19 protein-coding genes and 1 riboswitch are annotated in these 14,461 nt (G+C 43.9%); of the genes, 9 read left to right on the top strand and 10 right to left on the bottom strand.

What is annotated here, in order from left to right:
• Nucleotides 1-56 precede the first annotated feature (56 nt).
• Both LG330_RS18050 and LG330_RS18045 read left to right on the top strand, forming a co-directional pair.
• The gene (locus tag LG330_RS18050) at nucleotides 57-485 is read left to right on the top strand and encodes an RrF2 family transcriptional regulator (protein WP_404406355.1); all 429 of its coding nucleotides are present in this window, start codon (nucleotides 57-59) and stop codon (nucleotides 483-485) included.
• A 144-nt stretch (nucleotides 486-629) separates the two neighbouring features.
• Nucleotides 630-965, top strand: a complete 336-nt coding sequence (locus tag LG330_RS18045; protein WP_404406353.1) for an IDEAL domain-containing protein — start codon at nucleotides 630-632, stop codon at nucleotides 963-965.
• Between the two features lie 458 nt (nucleotides 966-1,423).
• Here LG330_RS18045 and LG330_RS18040 read toward each other — a convergent pair whose 3' ends face one another.
• On the bottom strand, nucleotides 1,424-1,612 hold the full coding sequence (locus LG330_RS18040) for a hypothetical protein (protein WP_404406351.1): 189 nt from the start codon (nucleotides 1,610-1,612) through the stop codon (nucleotides 1,424-1,426).
• A 322-nt stretch (nucleotides 1,613-1,934) separates the two neighbouring features.
• On the opposite strand from LG330_RS18040, the gene LG330_RS18035 reads away from it, so the two are divergent.
• Together LG330_RS18035 and LG330_RS18030 are read left to right on the top strand one after the other, a co-directional pair.
• Nucleotides 1,935-2,408: a peptide-methionine (S)-S-oxide reductase gene (locus tag LG330_RS18035; RefSeq protein ID WP_404406349.1), complete on the top strand. Its 474-nt coding sequence runs from the start codon at nucleotides 1,935-1,937 to the stop codon at nucleotides 2,406-2,408.
• A 136-nt stretch (nucleotides 2,409-2,544) separates the two neighbouring features.
• Complete coding sequence (locus LG330_RS18030; protein ID WP_404406347.1) at nucleotides 2,545-2,736, top strand: hypothetical protein; 192 nt, start codon at nucleotides 2,545-2,547, stop codon at nucleotides 2,734-2,736.
• Nucleotides 2,737-2,763: 27 nt separating this feature from the next.
• Here the strand turns inward: LG330_RS18030 and LG330_RS18025 are convergent, their stop codons facing one another.
• Nucleotides 2,764-3,555 (bottom strand): serine/threonine protein kinase, encoded by a 792-nt coding sequence (locus LG330_RS18025; RefSeq protein ID WP_404406345.1) that lies wholly within the window; start codon nucleotides 3,553-3,555, stop codon nucleotides 2,764-2,766.
• A gap of 140 nt (nucleotides 3,556-3,695) precedes the next feature.
• Here LG330_RS18025 and LG330_RS18020 point away from each other — a divergent pair, with 140 nt between their 5' ends.
• On the top strand, nucleotides 3,696-3,890 hold the full coding sequence (locus LG330_RS18020) for a hypothetical protein (RefSeq protein WP_404406343.1): 195 nt from the start codon (nucleotides 3,696-3,698) through the stop codon (nucleotides 3,888-3,890).
• Between the two features lie 17 nt (nucleotides 3,891-3,907).
• On the top strand, nucleotides 3,908-4,135 hold the full coding sequence (locus LG330_RS18015) for a hypothetical protein (RefSeq protein WP_404406341.1): 228 nt from the start codon (nucleotides 3,908-3,910) through the stop codon (nucleotides 4,133-4,135).
• A 38-nt stretch (nucleotides 4,136-4,173) separates the two neighbouring features.
• Here the strand turns inward: LG330_RS18015 and LG330_RS18010 are convergent, their stop codons facing one another.
• From LG330_RS18010 to LG330_RS17990, 5 genes are all read right to left on the bottom strand, one after another.
• Nucleotides 4,174-4,905 carry a GTP pyrophosphokinase family protein gene (locus tag LG330_RS18010; RefSeq protein ID WP_404406339.1) on the bottom strand — a complete coding sequence of 244 codons (732 nt, stop codon included), beginning with the start codon at nucleotides 4,903-4,905 and terminating at the stop codon, nucleotides 4,174-4,176.
• A gap of 184 nt (nucleotides 4,906-5,089) precedes the next feature.
• Nucleotides 5,090-5,905 carry an ABC transporter ATP-binding protein gene (locus LG330_RS18005; protein WP_404406337.1) on the bottom strand — a complete coding sequence of 272 codons (816 nt, stop codon included), beginning with the start codon at nucleotides 5,903-5,905 and terminating at the stop codon, nucleotides 5,090-5,092.
• On the bottom strand, nucleotides 5,905-6,936 hold the full coding sequence (locus tag LG330_RS18000; protein ID WP_404406335.1) for a FecCD family ABC transporter permease: 1,032 nt from the start codon (nucleotides 6,934-6,936) through the stop codon (nucleotides 5,905-5,907). Before LG330_RS18000 ends, LG330_RS18005 begins: the two co-directional genes overlap by 1 nt.
• Complete coding sequence (locus tag LG330_RS17995; RefSeq protein WP_404406333.1) at nucleotides 6,933-7,967, bottom strand: FecCD family ABC transporter permease; 1,035 nt, start codon at nucleotides 7,965-7,967, stop codon at nucleotides 6,933-6,935. Before LG330_RS17995 ends, LG330_RS18000 begins: the two co-directional genes overlap by 4 nt.
• Nucleotide 7,968: 1 nt before the next feature.
• On the bottom strand, nucleotides 7,969-9,039 hold the full coding sequence (locus tag LG330_RS17990) for an iron-siderophore ABC transporter substrate-binding protein (RefSeq protein ID WP_404406331.1): 1,071 nt from the start codon (nucleotides 9,037-9,039) through the stop codon (nucleotides 7,969-7,971).
• A gap of 259 nt (nucleotides 9,040-9,298) precedes the next feature.
• Here LG330_RS17990 and hpaB point away from each other — a divergent pair, with 259 nt between their 5' ends.
• Nucleotides 9,299-10,729, top strand: a complete 1,431-nt coding sequence (hpaB, locus tag LG330_RS17985) for a 4-hydroxyphenylacetate 3-monooxygenase, oxygenase component (protein WP_404406329.1) — start codon at nucleotides 9,299-9,301, stop codon at nucleotides 10,727-10,729.
• Between the two features lie 51 nt (nucleotides 10,730-10,780).
• Here hpaB and LG330_RS17980 read toward each other — a convergent pair whose 3' ends face one another.
• Complete coding sequence (locus LG330_RS17980) at nucleotides 10,781-11,782, bottom strand: tRNA dihydrouridine synthase (protein ID WP_404406327.1); 1,002 nt, start codon at nucleotides 11,780-11,782, stop codon at nucleotides 10,781-10,783.
• 403 nt (nucleotides 11,783-12,185) lie between these two features.
• Here LG330_RS17980 and LG330_RS17975 point away from each other — a divergent pair, with 403 nt between their 5' ends.
• Nucleotides 12,186-12,500 (top strand): hypothetical protein, encoded by a 315-nt coding sequence (locus LG330_RS17975; RefSeq protein WP_404406325.1) that lies wholly within the window; start codon nucleotides 12,186-12,188, stop codon nucleotides 12,498-12,500.
• Between the two features lie 184 nt (nucleotides 12,501-12,684).
• On the opposite strand, the gene LG330_RS17970 is transcribed toward LG330_RS17975, so the two are convergent.
• Together LG330_RS17970 and LG330_RS17965 are read right to left on the bottom strand one after the other, a co-directional pair.
• Nucleotides 12,685-13,026, bottom strand: coding sequence for a hypothetical protein (locus tag LG330_RS17970; RefSeq protein ID WP_404406323.1), 342 nt, complete (start codon nucleotides 13,024-13,026; stop codon nucleotides 12,685-12,687).
• Nucleotides 13,027-13,114: 88 nt separating this feature from the next.
• A riboswitch (SAM riboswitch) is annotated at nucleotides 13,115-13,219 on the bottom strand.
• Between the two features lie 43 nt (nucleotides 13,220-13,262).
• Complete coding sequence (locus LG330_RS17965; protein ID WP_404406321.1) at nucleotides 13,263-13,889, bottom strand: class I SAM-dependent methyltransferase; 627 nt, start codon at nucleotides 13,887-13,889, stop codon at nucleotides 13,263-13,265.
• A 239-nt stretch (nucleotides 13,890-14,128) separates the two neighbouring features.
• On the opposite strand from LG330_RS17965, the gene LG330_RS17960 reads away from it, so the two are divergent.
• On the top strand, nucleotides 14,129-14,440 hold the full coding sequence (locus LG330_RS17960; RefSeq protein ID WP_404406319.1) for a hypothetical protein: 312 nt from the start codon (nucleotides 14,129-14,131) through the stop codon (nucleotides 14,438-14,440).
• Nucleotides 14,441-14,461: the final 21 nt, after the last annotated feature.

The following is a 14,461-nucleotide window of genomic DNA, read 5'->3' as shown; positions in this document are numbered from 1 at the left end:
ATAAGATGCAGAAGCTAAAAGATAATTAGCTATGTTGATTGCTAAGGAGGCCGGCCATGAATAGTGATTTTACACTTGCCATTCACAGTTTATCTTATCTGGCGTTGCAGCCAGACCGAATGTCAACAAGTGATGATATCTCAGAGAGTGCCGGTGTCCACCCGGTACGCATTCGTAAAGTGCTAAGCTTGTTAAAAAAACATGGATTTATAACATCAAAAGAAGGAACAGGCGGCGGATTTATTTTTACCCGGGAGCAGAGCGAAGTTAATCTTTGGGATATATATATGATCACCTCTGAAGGTACTTTGCAGCCTAAGTGTCCTGATTCAAATGAAAAGTGTATTGTCGGAGCCAATATGAAAACAGTATTATTTACAATTTTCGTAGGTGCGGAAGAACATTTAGGTGAATATTTAAAGAACTATACAATTAAAGAAGTTGTCGATCTTGTAAATCAAGGACAAAATAGCGGCTGTAGCTGATAGCCGCAACTTCTTTTTATTAAATGTAATAAAAAATATTACAGATTAATCCGGGTGATCGATCCCGATGACTTCAGTTAAAAAAAGGTTATCTCCTGCTTACATTCATAAAATACAGGAATAACATAAGAAAGGTGAAAAAGGATGCTGACAAATAATAATACCGTTTTACAACCAGGTGATTGGATTAAGGGAAAGTCAGTGGATGGGGAATTAATTATTGGTTATATTGAGTCACAGAGTATGCTCGATGGAGTTGTTAAAGTAACGGTTGCAAAAAGCGACAATCGTGAAACGTTTGGCAAAACAATTCCGATTCTAAGTAAAAATGTTAGGAAGCTGCCACTTTCTAATGCGGTAAATAAGGAACAGATTTTATTTCTAATCGACCTGGCATTATTAACGGGCGATGAAGAGTGGTTTATTAAGCTTTCTTCCAAATTAAATTCAATTAATCAGCTTGTTGATGGCGTACATTAATATTTATACAAATGGGGCTGGGACAAAAAGTGTCTTGGCCTTTCCAAATCGTTTCGCTGCGCTTCAGGCGGACGCTTTCCGCGGGGACGGCGCTGAGCCTCCTCGACGCTGCGTGTCTGCGGGGTCTCAGCTGTCCGTCACATCCCGCAGGAGTCGCCACCTTACGCTTCGCTACACTATGATCACTATAAAAAATTTGTTTAATTGATCAGATTTTATATTTTTATCCCAATCTCTTTATTTTCGATTTTGTCCCAGCCTCAATTAAATTTAAATACAGCTTATAGTTCCGCCTATATTTAATAAGTAATACGGAAAGCTTCTAATAAGTAGAAACATATTTTAACTTATTAGAAGCTTTTACAAATAAAATGACTGTTAATGGTGGCGATTTCAAATTACATATTGATTATAGTTTTTGCCCACTTTCGATCAGGTTTTTTATATTTTTCTTCCAGTCAGACCTGCTTTAACAACGGCCGCTCCTGCAAATACATCGCCAGATCCTCACTAATACCCGTTACTATTTCCTCCACAATTAGCCTCGCCAGCAACTGCCCATACACCATCCCGTTATCACCACATGCAAACACAAAATAACAGCCGGGGAATTCTTCATATTTCCCAACAACAGGCACCCCATCCACAATTCCACCGTAAGATGAAGCAAGATAAAATTCAGGCTCAACCTGAATGTCAGGAAACAGTTTATTAAACTCCTCAATTAATTGATATTTTTTGTTTCTAATCGCGGATAGGACGGTGCATCTGGAAAAGTGGTGGGCCAGTAATAGGTTCCGGATTGCAGCTTCATTTGGATCCTCCTATGAATTAAAATGGGTACAGTTACTATGTCCGGAACGTGTTGAGATATACTGAGTGTAGTCTCATACATATGAAGAAAATAGTATAATAAGGTTCAATCCTGTATGAAAAAGAATCAGTCTTTTAACATTGAGGTGAAACGATATGGAAACCGTATATTTTGCAGGAGGCTGCCTCTGGGGCGTACAGGCATTTATCAAAACGCTTCCAGGCGTTGTTGCAACCGAAGCAGGAAGAGCAAACGGCACAAGCAGTACGCTTGATGGAAATTATGACGGATTTGCGGAATGTGTGAAAACGGAATTTGACCCTGAGGCCGTAACGATGGAACAGCTGATGAATTACTTTTTTGAAATCATTGATCCATATAGCCTTAATAAGCAGGGGATTGATGTTGGGGAGAAGTATAGAACCGGTGTATATAGTGAAGATCCTCTACATTTAGAAGTGGCGCGGGCGTTTATAAAGAAGAGAGATGATGCAGATCGTATTGCGGTTGAAGTATTGCCGCTTTCCAATTACGTGCGGAGTGCAGAGGAGCACCAGGACCGGCTGGATAAGTGTCCGGATGATTACTGTCATATTGCTGAGGCGCTGTTACATAAATATCGCGCGTAAGGAATTTTAGTTGTACAAAATCATCAACCGTCTTATGCTACATAATAGAAGGTGTCTTTGCGACATCTCTATCATAAAGGAGGATGCTCGATGTTCAAAAAGATCATAAAAGGCATTTCCAAAGAACTGAAGAGGCGTGGGAGCAGCAGTGGCAGAAGAAGACATTACCGACACGGATCAAGTAGCGGAAAAAGGCGCGGGTATCGTGGTGGCAGCAGCAGTAGCGGCCGGCGTGGACGCAACCCGTATGATGGCTCAGGCCGTTACAAAAACAAAAAACATTATTCCAGCAGCTGATGATGAGAAGAATCACAAAAGACGCCGGTGAACCGGACTACGGTTCAGCGGCGTCTTTTTAATGTGCATAGAGGCAGCTAATCGCACCCTTAAGATCTGGCAGAATGTCTGCGCACTGATGATAAGGCTCTGTGATGTTCAATAGCCTTTTGAGCAGAAGCGTTGTCTGGGGGTGCAGATTGAGCTCTTCAGTCCAGGGTCTTCCTTTTTTAATATTCCCCTCATAAGAAGAGTAGAGGAGAAAGAGCAGGAAGTCTCCCAGGTCAAAGAAATCATCCTGTGCGAGCTGCAGCTGATGTTTTGTCAGTCTGCTGCTGGTTTGCAGGCTGCTTGCCAGACCAAAGTCGATCAGATGAATCCTGTCTTGATGAAAAAGTACATTTGGAATCCTGATATCTCCGTGAAACACACCCTCCCGATGGATGTAACAGACGATTTCAGTCAGCTTTTGAACGATTTCCAGGCATTCCTTTTCTGTATACTGCTGCCTGGATGCAAATAATGTATCCTCCACATTTTTTCCTTCAACAAAAGCCATCGAAAAGAACTGTTCATCCTCAAAAGAGAACGTTTCAATCAGTGTGGGAATGCCGGTGTGATCCAGCTGCTTCAAAATCGCAGTCTCCTGAATATAATTTTCGCTATTTTCTTTTCTCTTACTTTTGCGCATCTGTTTCACTACGCATTTTTGACTGGTTTCCAGGTCCTTGCATAAATAAATAATCCCATAGCTCCCGTTCTGAAGCACTTTCTCAATCTGATATCTTCCAGCCAGAATCTCACTGACCGGATATTGGTGATCCATGATTTTCTGGCGGGCTCTTTTGATGATTCGGCGTACAGCTTCCATAAGCACCTCTGCATTTAACATTTGTATTAATCATACCAGACTATGCAAAAGGCAAAATCAATTATAAGAACAAGTAAATAAAGGGAACATTTTTCCAGCCCAATCGTATCTTTGTTAAATGGACATAGAGGAGTGAGCGCATGTCAAAGGATAACTTTAAGTGTGAAAAGTGCGGGCATACAGAGAGCAAAACCGGAAAAATCGGTAATAGCGGCTATGATAAAATTAAGAAACCAGATTCATTTATGTCACTCGGCACAGCGATGTATATTTTATGCTGTGCGAAATGCGGGGACGTATTTGAAATGAAAATCGAGAATCCGAACAGGCTTTAAACAGGGGGTGTGGCGAAATGGACTTACTGCTTTGGTTTACAATCGCTTTTTTGGTGATTGGATTTGTTGTGCTGATGGTGCTTAGTAAATCAATGAAAAACCGGGTGGAGTTTTTGAAAAGTAACCCGGATCTTGAAGATGGTGAAAAGGAAGCGAAACCGGTCATCCGGTTTATCTGGGCAGCGGTTGCCTGGGGCGTGGTGAGTATGGCGCTTGTTGTCACGTGGTTTTCGGGGAGTGCTTAAAAGCCAGGTGCGGATCGATCCCAGCACCTGGCCTCTTTTTATTGATTACCCTTATCCATCCGTTTCAGCAGATCAGCCATCAGCTCGGCCGGACTGATCTGTATTTCTTCCACAGGATTTGTTTCCTTTAGAATGTTAACCTCCTGATTGATCCGCTCCATTTTACGGTCCAGCGCATTGGCCGTATCCGCTGCATCCTTCAGCTCCTGGATCAGATTATCAGGCACATTCCCATTATATTTGTAGTAGATTTTGTGTTCAAGACTTGCCCAGAAGTCCATCGCAATTGTTCTGATCTGCATCTCGATATTAACGTGTACAGTGCGGTCAGACATGAAGACCGGAATCTGCAGCAGCAGATGAAGACTCTGATAGCCGCTTGACTTAGGATTCTGTATATAATCCTTCACTTCGATCACATGAATGTCCGCCTGATTCTGTATCATCTCACTGATCCGGTAAATGTCTGAGACGAATGAGCAGACGACGCGGATTCCTGCCAGGTCTTTGATCTCCTTTTCAATTGCATCAAGCGAGAGCGGAAGTCCCTTCTTCTGCATCTTCTTCACAATACTGTCCCCGGACTTCACCCGCGTATTTACGTGTTCAATCGGGTTATATGTATGGATCAGCTGGAACTCCTCTTTCAAAATGTTGACCTTTGTACTGATTTCATCCAAAGCAAACTTATAAGTCGCGCGGAAACGGGTAATTTCTTTTCTGATCCGGTCAAATTCTTCTTTTGAAATCGGCTGGTGAAGTTCTGACATATGGTTTCCTCCGTAAGTTGCTGTAATTTTTAGCTTATATATTATTTATACTGGCTTTTATTTCATATGGTTGCATGGATTGAATCATTTTCTATGGGGTTTTGACGATTGTGTGAAGGGTTTTATTAAAAAGGATAACAGTTTTTGTAACAAAAAACCGCAGATTATCCTCTGCGGTTCAGGCTCATGAATGCTTTCTGATCTTATTATGGTGCCTGCCAATCGGCACAACAAAAGGGGATCCTGAGACCGGATCTTTCATGACGGAGCATTTCAGTCCGAAGATTTCTTCGATCAGTGGGCTTGTGATGATACTTGATGGCTCACCTTCTGCAATCAGCTTCCCTTCACGCAGTGCAAAGATATGATCTGCATAGCGGGCTGAAAGATTGATATCATGAAGCACCATCACGATCGTTGTTCCATATTTACGGTTCAAGTCTGTTAGCAGATCCAGAATTTCAACCTGATAGGTAATATCGAGGTACGTGGTTGGCTCATCAAGAAAGAGAATATCCGTCTGCTGTGCAAGTGCCATGGCGATCCAGACACGCTGTCTTTGGCCGCCTGACAGTTCATCAATATGACGATCAGCGAATTCTGTGATGTTCATAATATCCATTGCCTCACTGACAGCCTCATAATCCTTTTGGCTCCAGCCTTTCATAAATGACTGGTGTGGGAAGCGCCCGCGTCCCACTAAATCCGTCACTGTAATGCCTTCAGGTACGATCGGTGTCTGAGGCAGTAAGCCGAGCACACGTGCCAGTTTCTTCGGCGGAATTTTGTGGATCGGTGTCCCGCCGATTGTGACTTCACCGGCTGATGGCTTGATGAGTCTCGCCATCGTTTTTAAAAGTGTAGACTTTCCACAGCCATTGGCCCCAATGATGATACTGATTTCGTTACTCGGAATCGCGACATCAATGTTATGAAGAATTGGTGATTGATCATATCCGGCAATGATACTGTCAGCACGGAAAGTATGTGTCTGTTTCATTACAAGTCTCCTTTTTGATTCATTCTGATCAGCAGATAGATCAGATACGGTGCCCCAAGTATACCAGTTATGACGCCTACCGGATAACGGGCTGTAAATGCGAACTGACCAATCAGATCAGAGGCAAGTACCAGTATAATCCCTACAAGCCCTGCTGGAATCGCACCCGAAAACCCTGCGCCGACAAGCCTTTTTGCGATCGGTCCGGATAAAAAGGCGATAAATGCAATCGGACCTGTCGCTGCAGTGGCTAATGCGATGATCATGACTGAGCTGACAACGAGTAAAAACCTGGTTTGCCCCGTGTTAACACCAAGGGAAGTCGCTGCCTGTTCACCGAGCTCAAGCATATCAAGCCGTCTGCTGAGAGCGAGAATAACCGGTGTGAAAATCAGAACGGTTACAATCAACGGATACAGACCTTCAGTCGTTGCCCCGTTCAGACTGCCTGTTAACCATCTCATCGCTGTCGGAATATCGTTTTCCTGACCTATCAGCAGCAGGTAGGATATGACTGCGTTGAGCATAGCCTGTATCCCGATTCCAATCAGAATTAACCGGCCGATCGAAAATGAAGTGCTTTTAGACAGCGTGAAAATAACCAGTACAGTAATAAGTCCTCCGATCACAGAGGATACAGAGATAAATGTGCTGCTGGCCTGCAGTACGATAATACTGAATACAGCTGCAGCACTGGAACCTGCAGTAATTCCGATTACATTCGGGTTAGCAAGCGGGTTTCTCAGCATGGTCTGAAATACATGACCGGCTACACCGAATGCAAAGCCTGCGAACACACCGGCAATCATTCTTGGGAGCCGAATCGTTCCGACTGCAAAGGATGCCCCGCTGACTTCTTCACCGATTAGAACGCCGATTACTTCTCTGATCGGATAAATGGTATTACCAAGCATCAGCATAGCGCCACTGAGCGCCAATGCCAGTACGGTAAGGATAGCTGTGACAGCCAGAAACCTGCGTTGCCTTTTTATTCTTCCTGATTTTATAGGCTGAATCATTTCATTCATCATAATGCACGCATTTTCGCTTTCATTGTAATTAAAATTAATACAGGTGCGCCAACAAATGCTGTAACAACACCAACTTCAAGTTCACCCGGACTTCCAAGCACCCGGCCGGCAACGTCAGAAATGCTCAGAACAATCGCGCCTGAGATAGCAGACATCGGAATCATAAAGCGCAGATCATGTCCAATTATCAGGCGAATCAGGTGAGGGGCAAGAAGACCGATAAAGCCAATCGGTCCTGCAAGCGCAGTTGTTACACCGCATAACATGACACCGCCAAGCGCTGCAATCAGTCTGAGTGTTCCTGTCTTCACACCAAGCCCTTTGGCAGCTTCATCACCTAAGGCCAGCGCATTAAGCGCAGGTGCTGTGACAACAGCAATGATCAGACCGATGACGAGAAAAGGAATAAAAATTTTTACTGAATCCCAGGTGCCGGCACCAACACTGCCAACCTGCCAGAATCTGAACTGGTCCATTACGCTCGAACGGGGGATCATCACTGCCATTACAAGTGAGGATAGAGCGGCACTTGTTGCAGCGCCCGCTAAAACGAGCTTAAGGGGCGTGGCACCGCCACGACCCATTGCACCAATTCCGTATACAAATATAGCAGTGAGTATCGCGCCTGCAAGAGCAAAGACAATAAACTGCGCTGAACTGTTGATATTGAAAAAAGCGATACCACAAACGACAAATAGTGCTGCCCCGGTATTCACACCGAGTATACTCGGGTCAGCAATCGGGTTTCGGGTAACTGATTGAAGCAGGGCCCCGGACACACCAAGTGCTGCGCCGCACATGAAACCGAAGATCGTTCTCGCAATTCTCTGCCGTACAACATTTGCTTCGTGGGTCTGGACATCAGCGTTGAACAAACCGGAAATGATATCATTCATTGCCAGTGCCCGTGACCCGAATACAAGTGAAGCAAATATGCATACCGCTAACAGTACAATCGATATAACCAGCAGCTTAATGAAGTGCTTTGGCATATGCCACTGCTTGTGTGCTGTAACGGAAAGATTATTCATTTTATTGCTCTAGGTTGCTTACAGCTTCTGACATCAGTGTGAGGTACTCATCAATCGTGTATTCAATTGACAGCGTACTTGGCGTACCTGATGCTGCAAGCGGTGTGTTATCGCCGATGATGACAACAGAACCTCTTTCAATCGCCGGTATCTGTCCAAAGATAGGATCATTTTGCAGCGTCTCTAATGTATTCTCATCACCATAAGAAACAAGTACATCCGCATCATTCAGTATATCTGCATTTTCTGCGCTTGCTTCAATATAGAAGGCATCAGGATCAGAAAATTCGCTTGTGATGCTTTCAGGATATTCCATTCCAATCTCTTCTAGGAACGCGCCGCGTGGATCTGTAGCTGAATAGACAAAGAATGAAGAAAGGTCAGCTGCGTTAATACTTAAGAATGCTGCTTTTTTCCCCTCGAATTCAGGATATTCTGCAACTTTATCAGCGATTAACTGCTCTGTATCAGCAATCAGCTGTTCACCTTCTTCAGCCATTCCCATCGCCATTGAGTTGTACGTTACCTGCTCGCGCCATGAAGAAACCCATGGAGCATCCTGATAAGCAACTACAGGTGCAATCTGGCTTAATGTATCGTACTCTTCCTGCGTCAGTCCTGAGTATGCAGCAAGAATCACATCCGGAGCCACATCTGCCACTGCTTCAAAGTCAAGGCCATCTGTATCCTGGAAAAGAACCGGAGCTTCTCCATCAAGCTCTTCAATTGCTTCAGCAGTCCATGGAAGAATACCGCTGTCATCCTGTACGCCATAGTTTGCAGCCGATAAGCCAACCGGCATCACACCGAGTGCAAGCGGTACATCATGGTTTGACCATGCGATCGCTGCCACACGCTCAGGCTTTTCTTCAATCGTTGTTTCTCCTAGAGCATGTTCAATCACAATCGGGTATTCATCTGAAGATGCTTCAGTTTCAGTCGTTTCCGTACCCGTATCTTCTGTTGTTTCTGTATCTTCAGAAGCTGAATCATCTGAACAACCTGCAAGTGCAAGCATCAGCAATGCTGAAATTGAAAATGTAAACAGTGGAGACTTTACTTTAAATGCCATGATCTCTATTCCTACCTTCTTTTAAATTAATTGATAACAATTATCATTATCATTACTTTAGACTGGATATTGTAACTTGTCAATTATATATTTGAAACGATTGCAATATTTCATGCAATTCAAACGACTACAATGTTCACGACTGAATGAATTTAAAAGGCTCGGTGGTCAAACTGCATCAATGAATATGACAGTCACACAATCCAATTCCCCTCATAACTATAAGTTACAGACCTATTCAAAGAAGGAGCTTGTAACGATGGGTATCTCAACAGGGGAGCAGTACCTCAACCGGATTAACCAGCTTAAGACGAATCTACTGCTGGATGGCAGCCGCATCACCGGTAACATCTCCGATCACCTTGCTTTTAAAGGTGTCATGGCGAGCCAGGCAAAGCTATATGACCTTCAGCACCAACCCGACTTGAAAAGCACCATGACGTTTATTTCCGGAAAGTCTGGCATCACAGGAACATCCTTTTTAGAGCCGAAGACAAAAGAGGATTTAGAGAAAAGAAGGCTGATGATCCAGGAGTGGGCAAAGAGCCACCTGGGGATGATGGGAAGATCCCCGGATTATATGAATACGATTCTGATGGTGCTAAACGCATCAGCTGAGCTTTTTACAGCCGAAGATGAAAAGTGCGCGGAAAATATCAGGAACTATTATGAATACGTGAGTAAGAACGACCTATACTTAACACATGTATTCGTCAGTCCGCAAAAAGACCGTTCTAAAATGGCGGACGGAGCAGGTGTTGCTGCACGGATGGTCAAGAAAACAGCAGATGGGATTGTGATCAACGGCTCCCGCATTTTAGCCACTCAAGCAGGGATGACTGATGAAATTCTTGTTTATCCGGTTCCTTCAAACACAGATGACGAAGCTTTTTCCTACGCATTTGCAATTCCCTGTGACACCCAGGGATTGACGTTTATAGGCCGTGAATCCTTTGCTTATAAGGATTCACCTTATGATCATCCACTTGGTTGTCAGTTTGATGAAATGGATGCGATTGTCCTCTTTGACAATGTTCTCGTTCCGTGGGATCGGGTGTTTTTGCATGGCAGTCCGATTGTGAAAAACCTTCTGTACAGCCAGAGTCATATTTTTGAACATACTGCCCATCAGGTTGTATCTAAAAATGTGATTAAAACAACGTTTATTCTCGGCGTTATTCAGTCTATTATTGATAGCATCAATATTAGTGAATACCAGCATATCCGGGAGAAATTTTCTGAAGTGGCAATTGCGCTTGAAGCAATGAAAAGCTTTTTGGTTCAGTCAGAGCATAACGCCAAAATAAATCAGTGGGGTACGATGACACCTGACCCCAACCCGCTGCTTGCTGCAGTAAACTACTACCCGCGGATCTATCCACGCTTCATTGAAATCATACAGCTGATTAGTGCGAGCGGGCTTGTGGCAATTCCTTCTGAAGAGGATTTTGGAGGAGACATGAAAGAGGTCCTCAGTGATCATTTACAGTCGGCAAATCAGGATGGCTATGAAAGAGTAAAGCTGTTCCGTCTTGCATGGGATTTGTCGATGAGCGCCTTTGGTTCGAGGCAGAAATTATATGAACGATTCTTTTTCGGCGATCCTGTGAGGCTGGCAGATCAGTTATATGGCAGGTATGACAGAGGGGATTCAGTTGAGATGGTGAAGGGTTTTCTTGCGGGAAAGTAATTTCAGATCATAAAAAAAGAGAAAAGCCAAATCAGCTTTTCTCTTCATTCTTTATTTAATAACCGAAAATCCCTGTTCTTCATTCACGCCATTTTTCTCTGTGAATTCATTCAATAGATCACGAACCTCATCCGTTGTCTCCGTTTCCATCAGACGATTTCTCAGTTCACTTGCCCCGCGGAATCCACGTACATAGATCTTGAAGAATCTGCGAAGTGGTTTGAATGCACGTGGCTCAAGCTCTCTTGAATACTTATCATGCAGATCAAGCTGCAGACGAAGCAGATCAAGCAGCTCCTCGCTCGTATGCTCTTTCTTCTCCGTTTCAAACGCAAAAGGATTATGGAAAATCCCGCGCCCGATCATCACGCCGTCAATTCCGTACTTCTCAGCAAGCTCAAGGCCCATCTGACGGTCCTCGATATCACCGTTGATTGTTAGAAGCGTATGTGGTGCAATCTCATCGCGCAGCTTTTTGATCTCAGGGATCAGCTCCCAGTGCGCCGGCACACTGCTCATCTCTTTTTTCGTCCGAAGGTGGATCGACAGGTTGGCGATATCCTGTTCAAGAATATGCTTCAGCCAGTCATGCCACTCATCTACATTCGTATAGCCGAGACGTGTCTTCACGCTGACAGGCAGACCGCCTGCTTTTGCCGCCTGAATAATAGCAGCCGCAGTCTCCGGATGACGGATCAGTCCTGATCCTTTTCCGTTTGCTGCAACGTTTTGTACAGGACAGCCCATATTAATATCCACGCCGCGATAGCCCATCTCAGCCATCCCGATACTCATCTGGCGGAAATATTCAGGCTTGTCACCCCAGATATGCGCAACAATCGGCTGCTCATCCTCTGTAAAAGTGAGACGACCCTTCACGCTGTCTTTTCCGCGCGGATGGCAATAGCTTTCTGAATTCGTAAACTCCGTAAAAAACACATCAGGTCTCGCTGCTTCACTGACAACATGACGAAACACGACATCTGTCACTGCTTCCATCGGTGCAAGCACAAAAAATGGGCGCGGCAACTCATGCCAGAAATTATCTTTCATATCTATCTGAACCCTTTCTATAGAGGAAACACGTTCCCAACATATTATATAAAATCATCAATGACTAGTTTCGCTTGACTTTGGTCTTTATATACTTTAATAGGATTTGGATGAAAGTGCAAGGGGAGGAGGCTGTTTTCCAACTATCTACTGAATTGATATGTAATCATTCATCAACCTTAATCATTACACGTTCTATACGCTGGTGTATAATGGTAAAAATGTTTCGTGTGATTTAGGGACGGAGGTGAGATGGTCATGAGATGACCCTTTAACCTCCGTCCCGGCAGTACACATTCATATGAAAGCAGGAAACTCCATGAGGAAGCCATTTAAACTAACCCCAGACAATTTTAAAGAGTGTCGGGAAACAATCGGCCACATTCTCTGGATGTACCATGACATGACCAGAAGCTATGGTGGGTTCGCTCATAACATTGACTATGAACCGGTTGATTTTGAACGTTTTCTTTTTACTGAAGTGGATGCTGAGACGATGTTTTTGCATGAAAAGGAAGCGGAAGTATTAAGGCAGGGTGCGCTCGTTGCTTTAGGGTGTAACGTGGTGAACCTGCTGGATGAGGCGCAGAGACATTCAGAAGTTTACAATTTTATTATCAGTGCTCTGTCCTATCCTGAAATTGCTCAGAAAACATTTGATAAAGAAGTGCTTTTAGCAATGAAATCAGCTTTAGATGAAGAACCGGATGTGGCGTGAGAGTCTTTAGATAGGGCTCAATGCTTGAGGCACGGCTGGCAGAAGTTTATGAGAAATATGTGATGGGTTTATTATCAGATGATGCTAAATGGGAGTGAGAGCGGGATGAGGAACTGGGGTAAAAAATAAAACACTTTGGAGACGGGTGGCCCGTTAACCTCCGCCCCAAAGTGCAGACGCTAACTTAGTTACTCATAAAACCCCCGAACACCTTCTCAATATAGTCCCCAAACCCAGTCTTCACCTCAAGACCCTGTTCCTGCAGCTGCTGCCAAATTGCCCGGTCTACTGAAAAGGGAGCGTTTTGCTGAAGGGTATCCCATTCTTCAACACTCAATGCTGATGCGTAACGCTTTTCCCCAAGTAAAACTGCGATTTGGTAACCATCTGTGGTATTTACAAATAGCTCATAATCCGAATCCCACTGCTTCAATTGCTTCTCCATGGTCTTTGTGACGTGCGCGAAGTACGCATCATTCGGCATAGCCTTTGAAGCGTACCCTCTCAACATTCCTGAAGCATTCATCTTCATCTCTCCTCCAAATTTTTAAATAAGAATCAAGAGAAACGAAAAAATCCCTGCTGCAATGAATGCAACAGGGACCATGGTCCGTTCGTTATCATCCAAAGCCTGCGCTTTGCTGGTGGGAGCACCTTACCTTATGGGCAGGTTGCTGTGAAGTCACTGAGCCAGTACTCTCGTTCACTCTTGATAACCTTATTTAATTGATTATATTGTACCATTTTCAGGGTGAAATGTCTTTAAGCAGTGATCACCATCACGCCGCCACAATGCGAAAGTTCGTGAAAATCGCATTTGCAAACGCCGTCCAATGCCGCCTTTAATTCATCAGCGACAAAGTAGAACTCATCTTCATCCCAATGCTTAAGATGCGCCTTACGACAATTCTCAAGCTGATCCCTTTTACCAAAAGCAATATCACCAATCAGCAGCTGACCGCCTGTTTTTAAATGAGATAACAGCTCACGGATAAACGTGACCTTTTCTTCATCATTCAGGTGGTGCAGTGTATACGTACTCACAATAAAATCGTATTTTTTCTCCTGAAGTGCAGGTGGCAGACCATTTGAGATATCCCACTCAATCAGGTTGGCCTCAGGCATCTTTTTCTTCGCAATCGAAATCATTTCAGATGAAAAGTCGATCCCGTCGATCAGATGTCCATTCTCATACAGCTTATTCGTCAACACGCCTGTCCCAAAACCGATATCAAGGACCTCAGCGTTTTCTTGGTTCATCACAGTGTTAAAAATCGTATTCAGAATTTCTTTGTAGCCGGCAAAAGGGTACAGATTACTTTCTTCACTCACCTTTACCGTCTGATCATAGCTATTTGCCCATAAATTAAATCCAGTGTTATTTAACAAGAATGCTCCTCCTATATGTTTCAATATGTCGGGCATTCAAAAAGCTGCCCGTATTAGCGTCCGTTAACCTCTGTCATATTAACGTTTTTCATATGTAACCACACCTTCCAATTATTTGTATTGATTGTACCATATGTAAAAGAACATATTCTAAGTTTCACAACATACCCCTGTCACAGCACTGCACACCTATGTTACGGTGACACTGACACAACGAAGAAAGGTGATTCAACAAACGAATGATGAAATTTCAGGCAAATTATACGACTCAGGACTATATAGATATGCAGATCAAGCGGCTTGCACTTACTGATGAGCTGAACAGCTATAAAAAAAGAGCCACGCTGATCATGCTGCTGACGGTCCTTATCCTCTCTCTTACTCTTAACTTATTCAGCTCTTTTCCAGGTGCAATTGTCGGGATTCTGCTGATTATTCTTACCGGTGTCTTCGTGCCGCCAGCGCTTGAAAAAACAACGATTAAAAGTGTCAGGAAACAGTTTGAGGGAAAAATATGGACAATGCTGTTGGCCCTGTCGAATTTGAACTAGACGCAGAAGGAGTCATTCGAA

Source organism: Jeotgalibacillus malaysiensis (assembly GCF_044789845.1).
Taxonomy (GTDB): Bacteria; Bacillota; Bacilli; order Bacillales; family Jeotgalibacillaceae; genus Jeotgalibacillus; species Jeotgalibacillus malaysiensis_A.
Note: the sequence above shows the minus strand (reverse complement) of the source record. Positions and strands in the feature narration are given on the sequence as shown.

Excerpts from the sequence above, each read along its gene's own strand:
- LG330_RS18050 (WP_404406355.1), top strand. The coding sequence starts at position 57 with ATGAATAGTGATTTTACACTTGCCATTCACAGTTTATCTTATCTGGCG.
- LG330_RS18045 (WP_404406353.1), top strand. The coding sequence starts at position 630 with ATGCTGACAAATAATAATACCGTTTTACAACCAGGTGATTGGATTAAG.
- LG330_RS18035 (WP_404406349.1), top strand. The coding sequence starts at position 1,935 with ATGGAAACCGTATATTTTGCAGGAGGCTGCCTCTGGGGCGTACAGGCA.
- LG330_RS18025 (WP_404406345.1), bottom strand. The coding sequence starts at position 3,555 with ATGGAAGCTGTACGCCGAATCATCAAAAGAGCCCGCCAGAAAATCATG.
- LG330_RS18020 (WP_404406343.1), top strand. The coding sequence starts at position 3,696 with ATGTCAAAGGATAACTTTAAGTGTGAAAAGTGCGGGCATACAGAGAGC.
- LG330_RS18015 (WP_404406341.1), top strand. The coding sequence starts at position 3,908 with ATGGACTTACTGCTTTGGTTTACAATCGCTTTTTTGGTGATTGGATTT.
- LG330_RS18010 (WP_404406339.1), bottom strand. The coding sequence starts at position 4,905 with ATGTCAGAACTTCACCAGCCGATTTCAAAAGAAGAATTTGACCGGATC.
- LG330_RS18005 (WP_404406337.1), bottom strand. The coding sequence starts at position 5,905 with ATGAAACAGACACATACTTTCCGTGCTGACAGTATCATTGCCGGATAT.
- LG330_RS18000 (WP_404406335.1), bottom strand. The coding sequence starts at position 6,936 with ATGATGAATGAAATGATTCAGCCTATAAAATCAGGAAGAATAAAAAGG.
- LG330_RS17995 (WP_404406333.1), bottom strand. The coding sequence starts at position 7,967 with ATGAATAATCTTTCCGTTACAGCACACAAGCAGTGGCATATGCCAAAG.
- LG330_RS17990 (WP_404406331.1), bottom strand. The coding sequence starts at position 9,039 with ATGGCATTTAAAGTAAAGTCTCCACTGTTTACATTTTCAATTTCAGCA.
- hpaB (WP_404406329.1), top strand. The coding sequence starts at position 9,299 with ATGGGTATCTCAACAGGGGAGCAGTACCTCAACCGGATTAACCAGCTT.
- LG330_RS17980 (WP_404406327.1), bottom strand. The coding sequence starts at position 11,782 with ATGAAAGATAATTTCTGGCATGAGTTGCCGCGCCCATTTTTTGTGCTT.
- LG330_RS17975 (WP_404406325.1), top strand. The coding sequence starts at position 12,186 with ATGACCAGAAGCTATGGTGGGTTCGCTCATAACATTGACTATGAACCG.
- LG330_RS17970 (WP_404406323.1), bottom strand. The coding sequence starts at position 13,026 with ATGAATGCTTCAGGAATGTTGAGAGGGTACGCTTCAAAGGCTATGCCG.
- LG330_RS17960 (WP_404406319.1), top strand. The coding sequence starts at position 14,129 with ATGATGAAATTTCAGGCAAATTATACGACTCAGGACTATATAGATATG.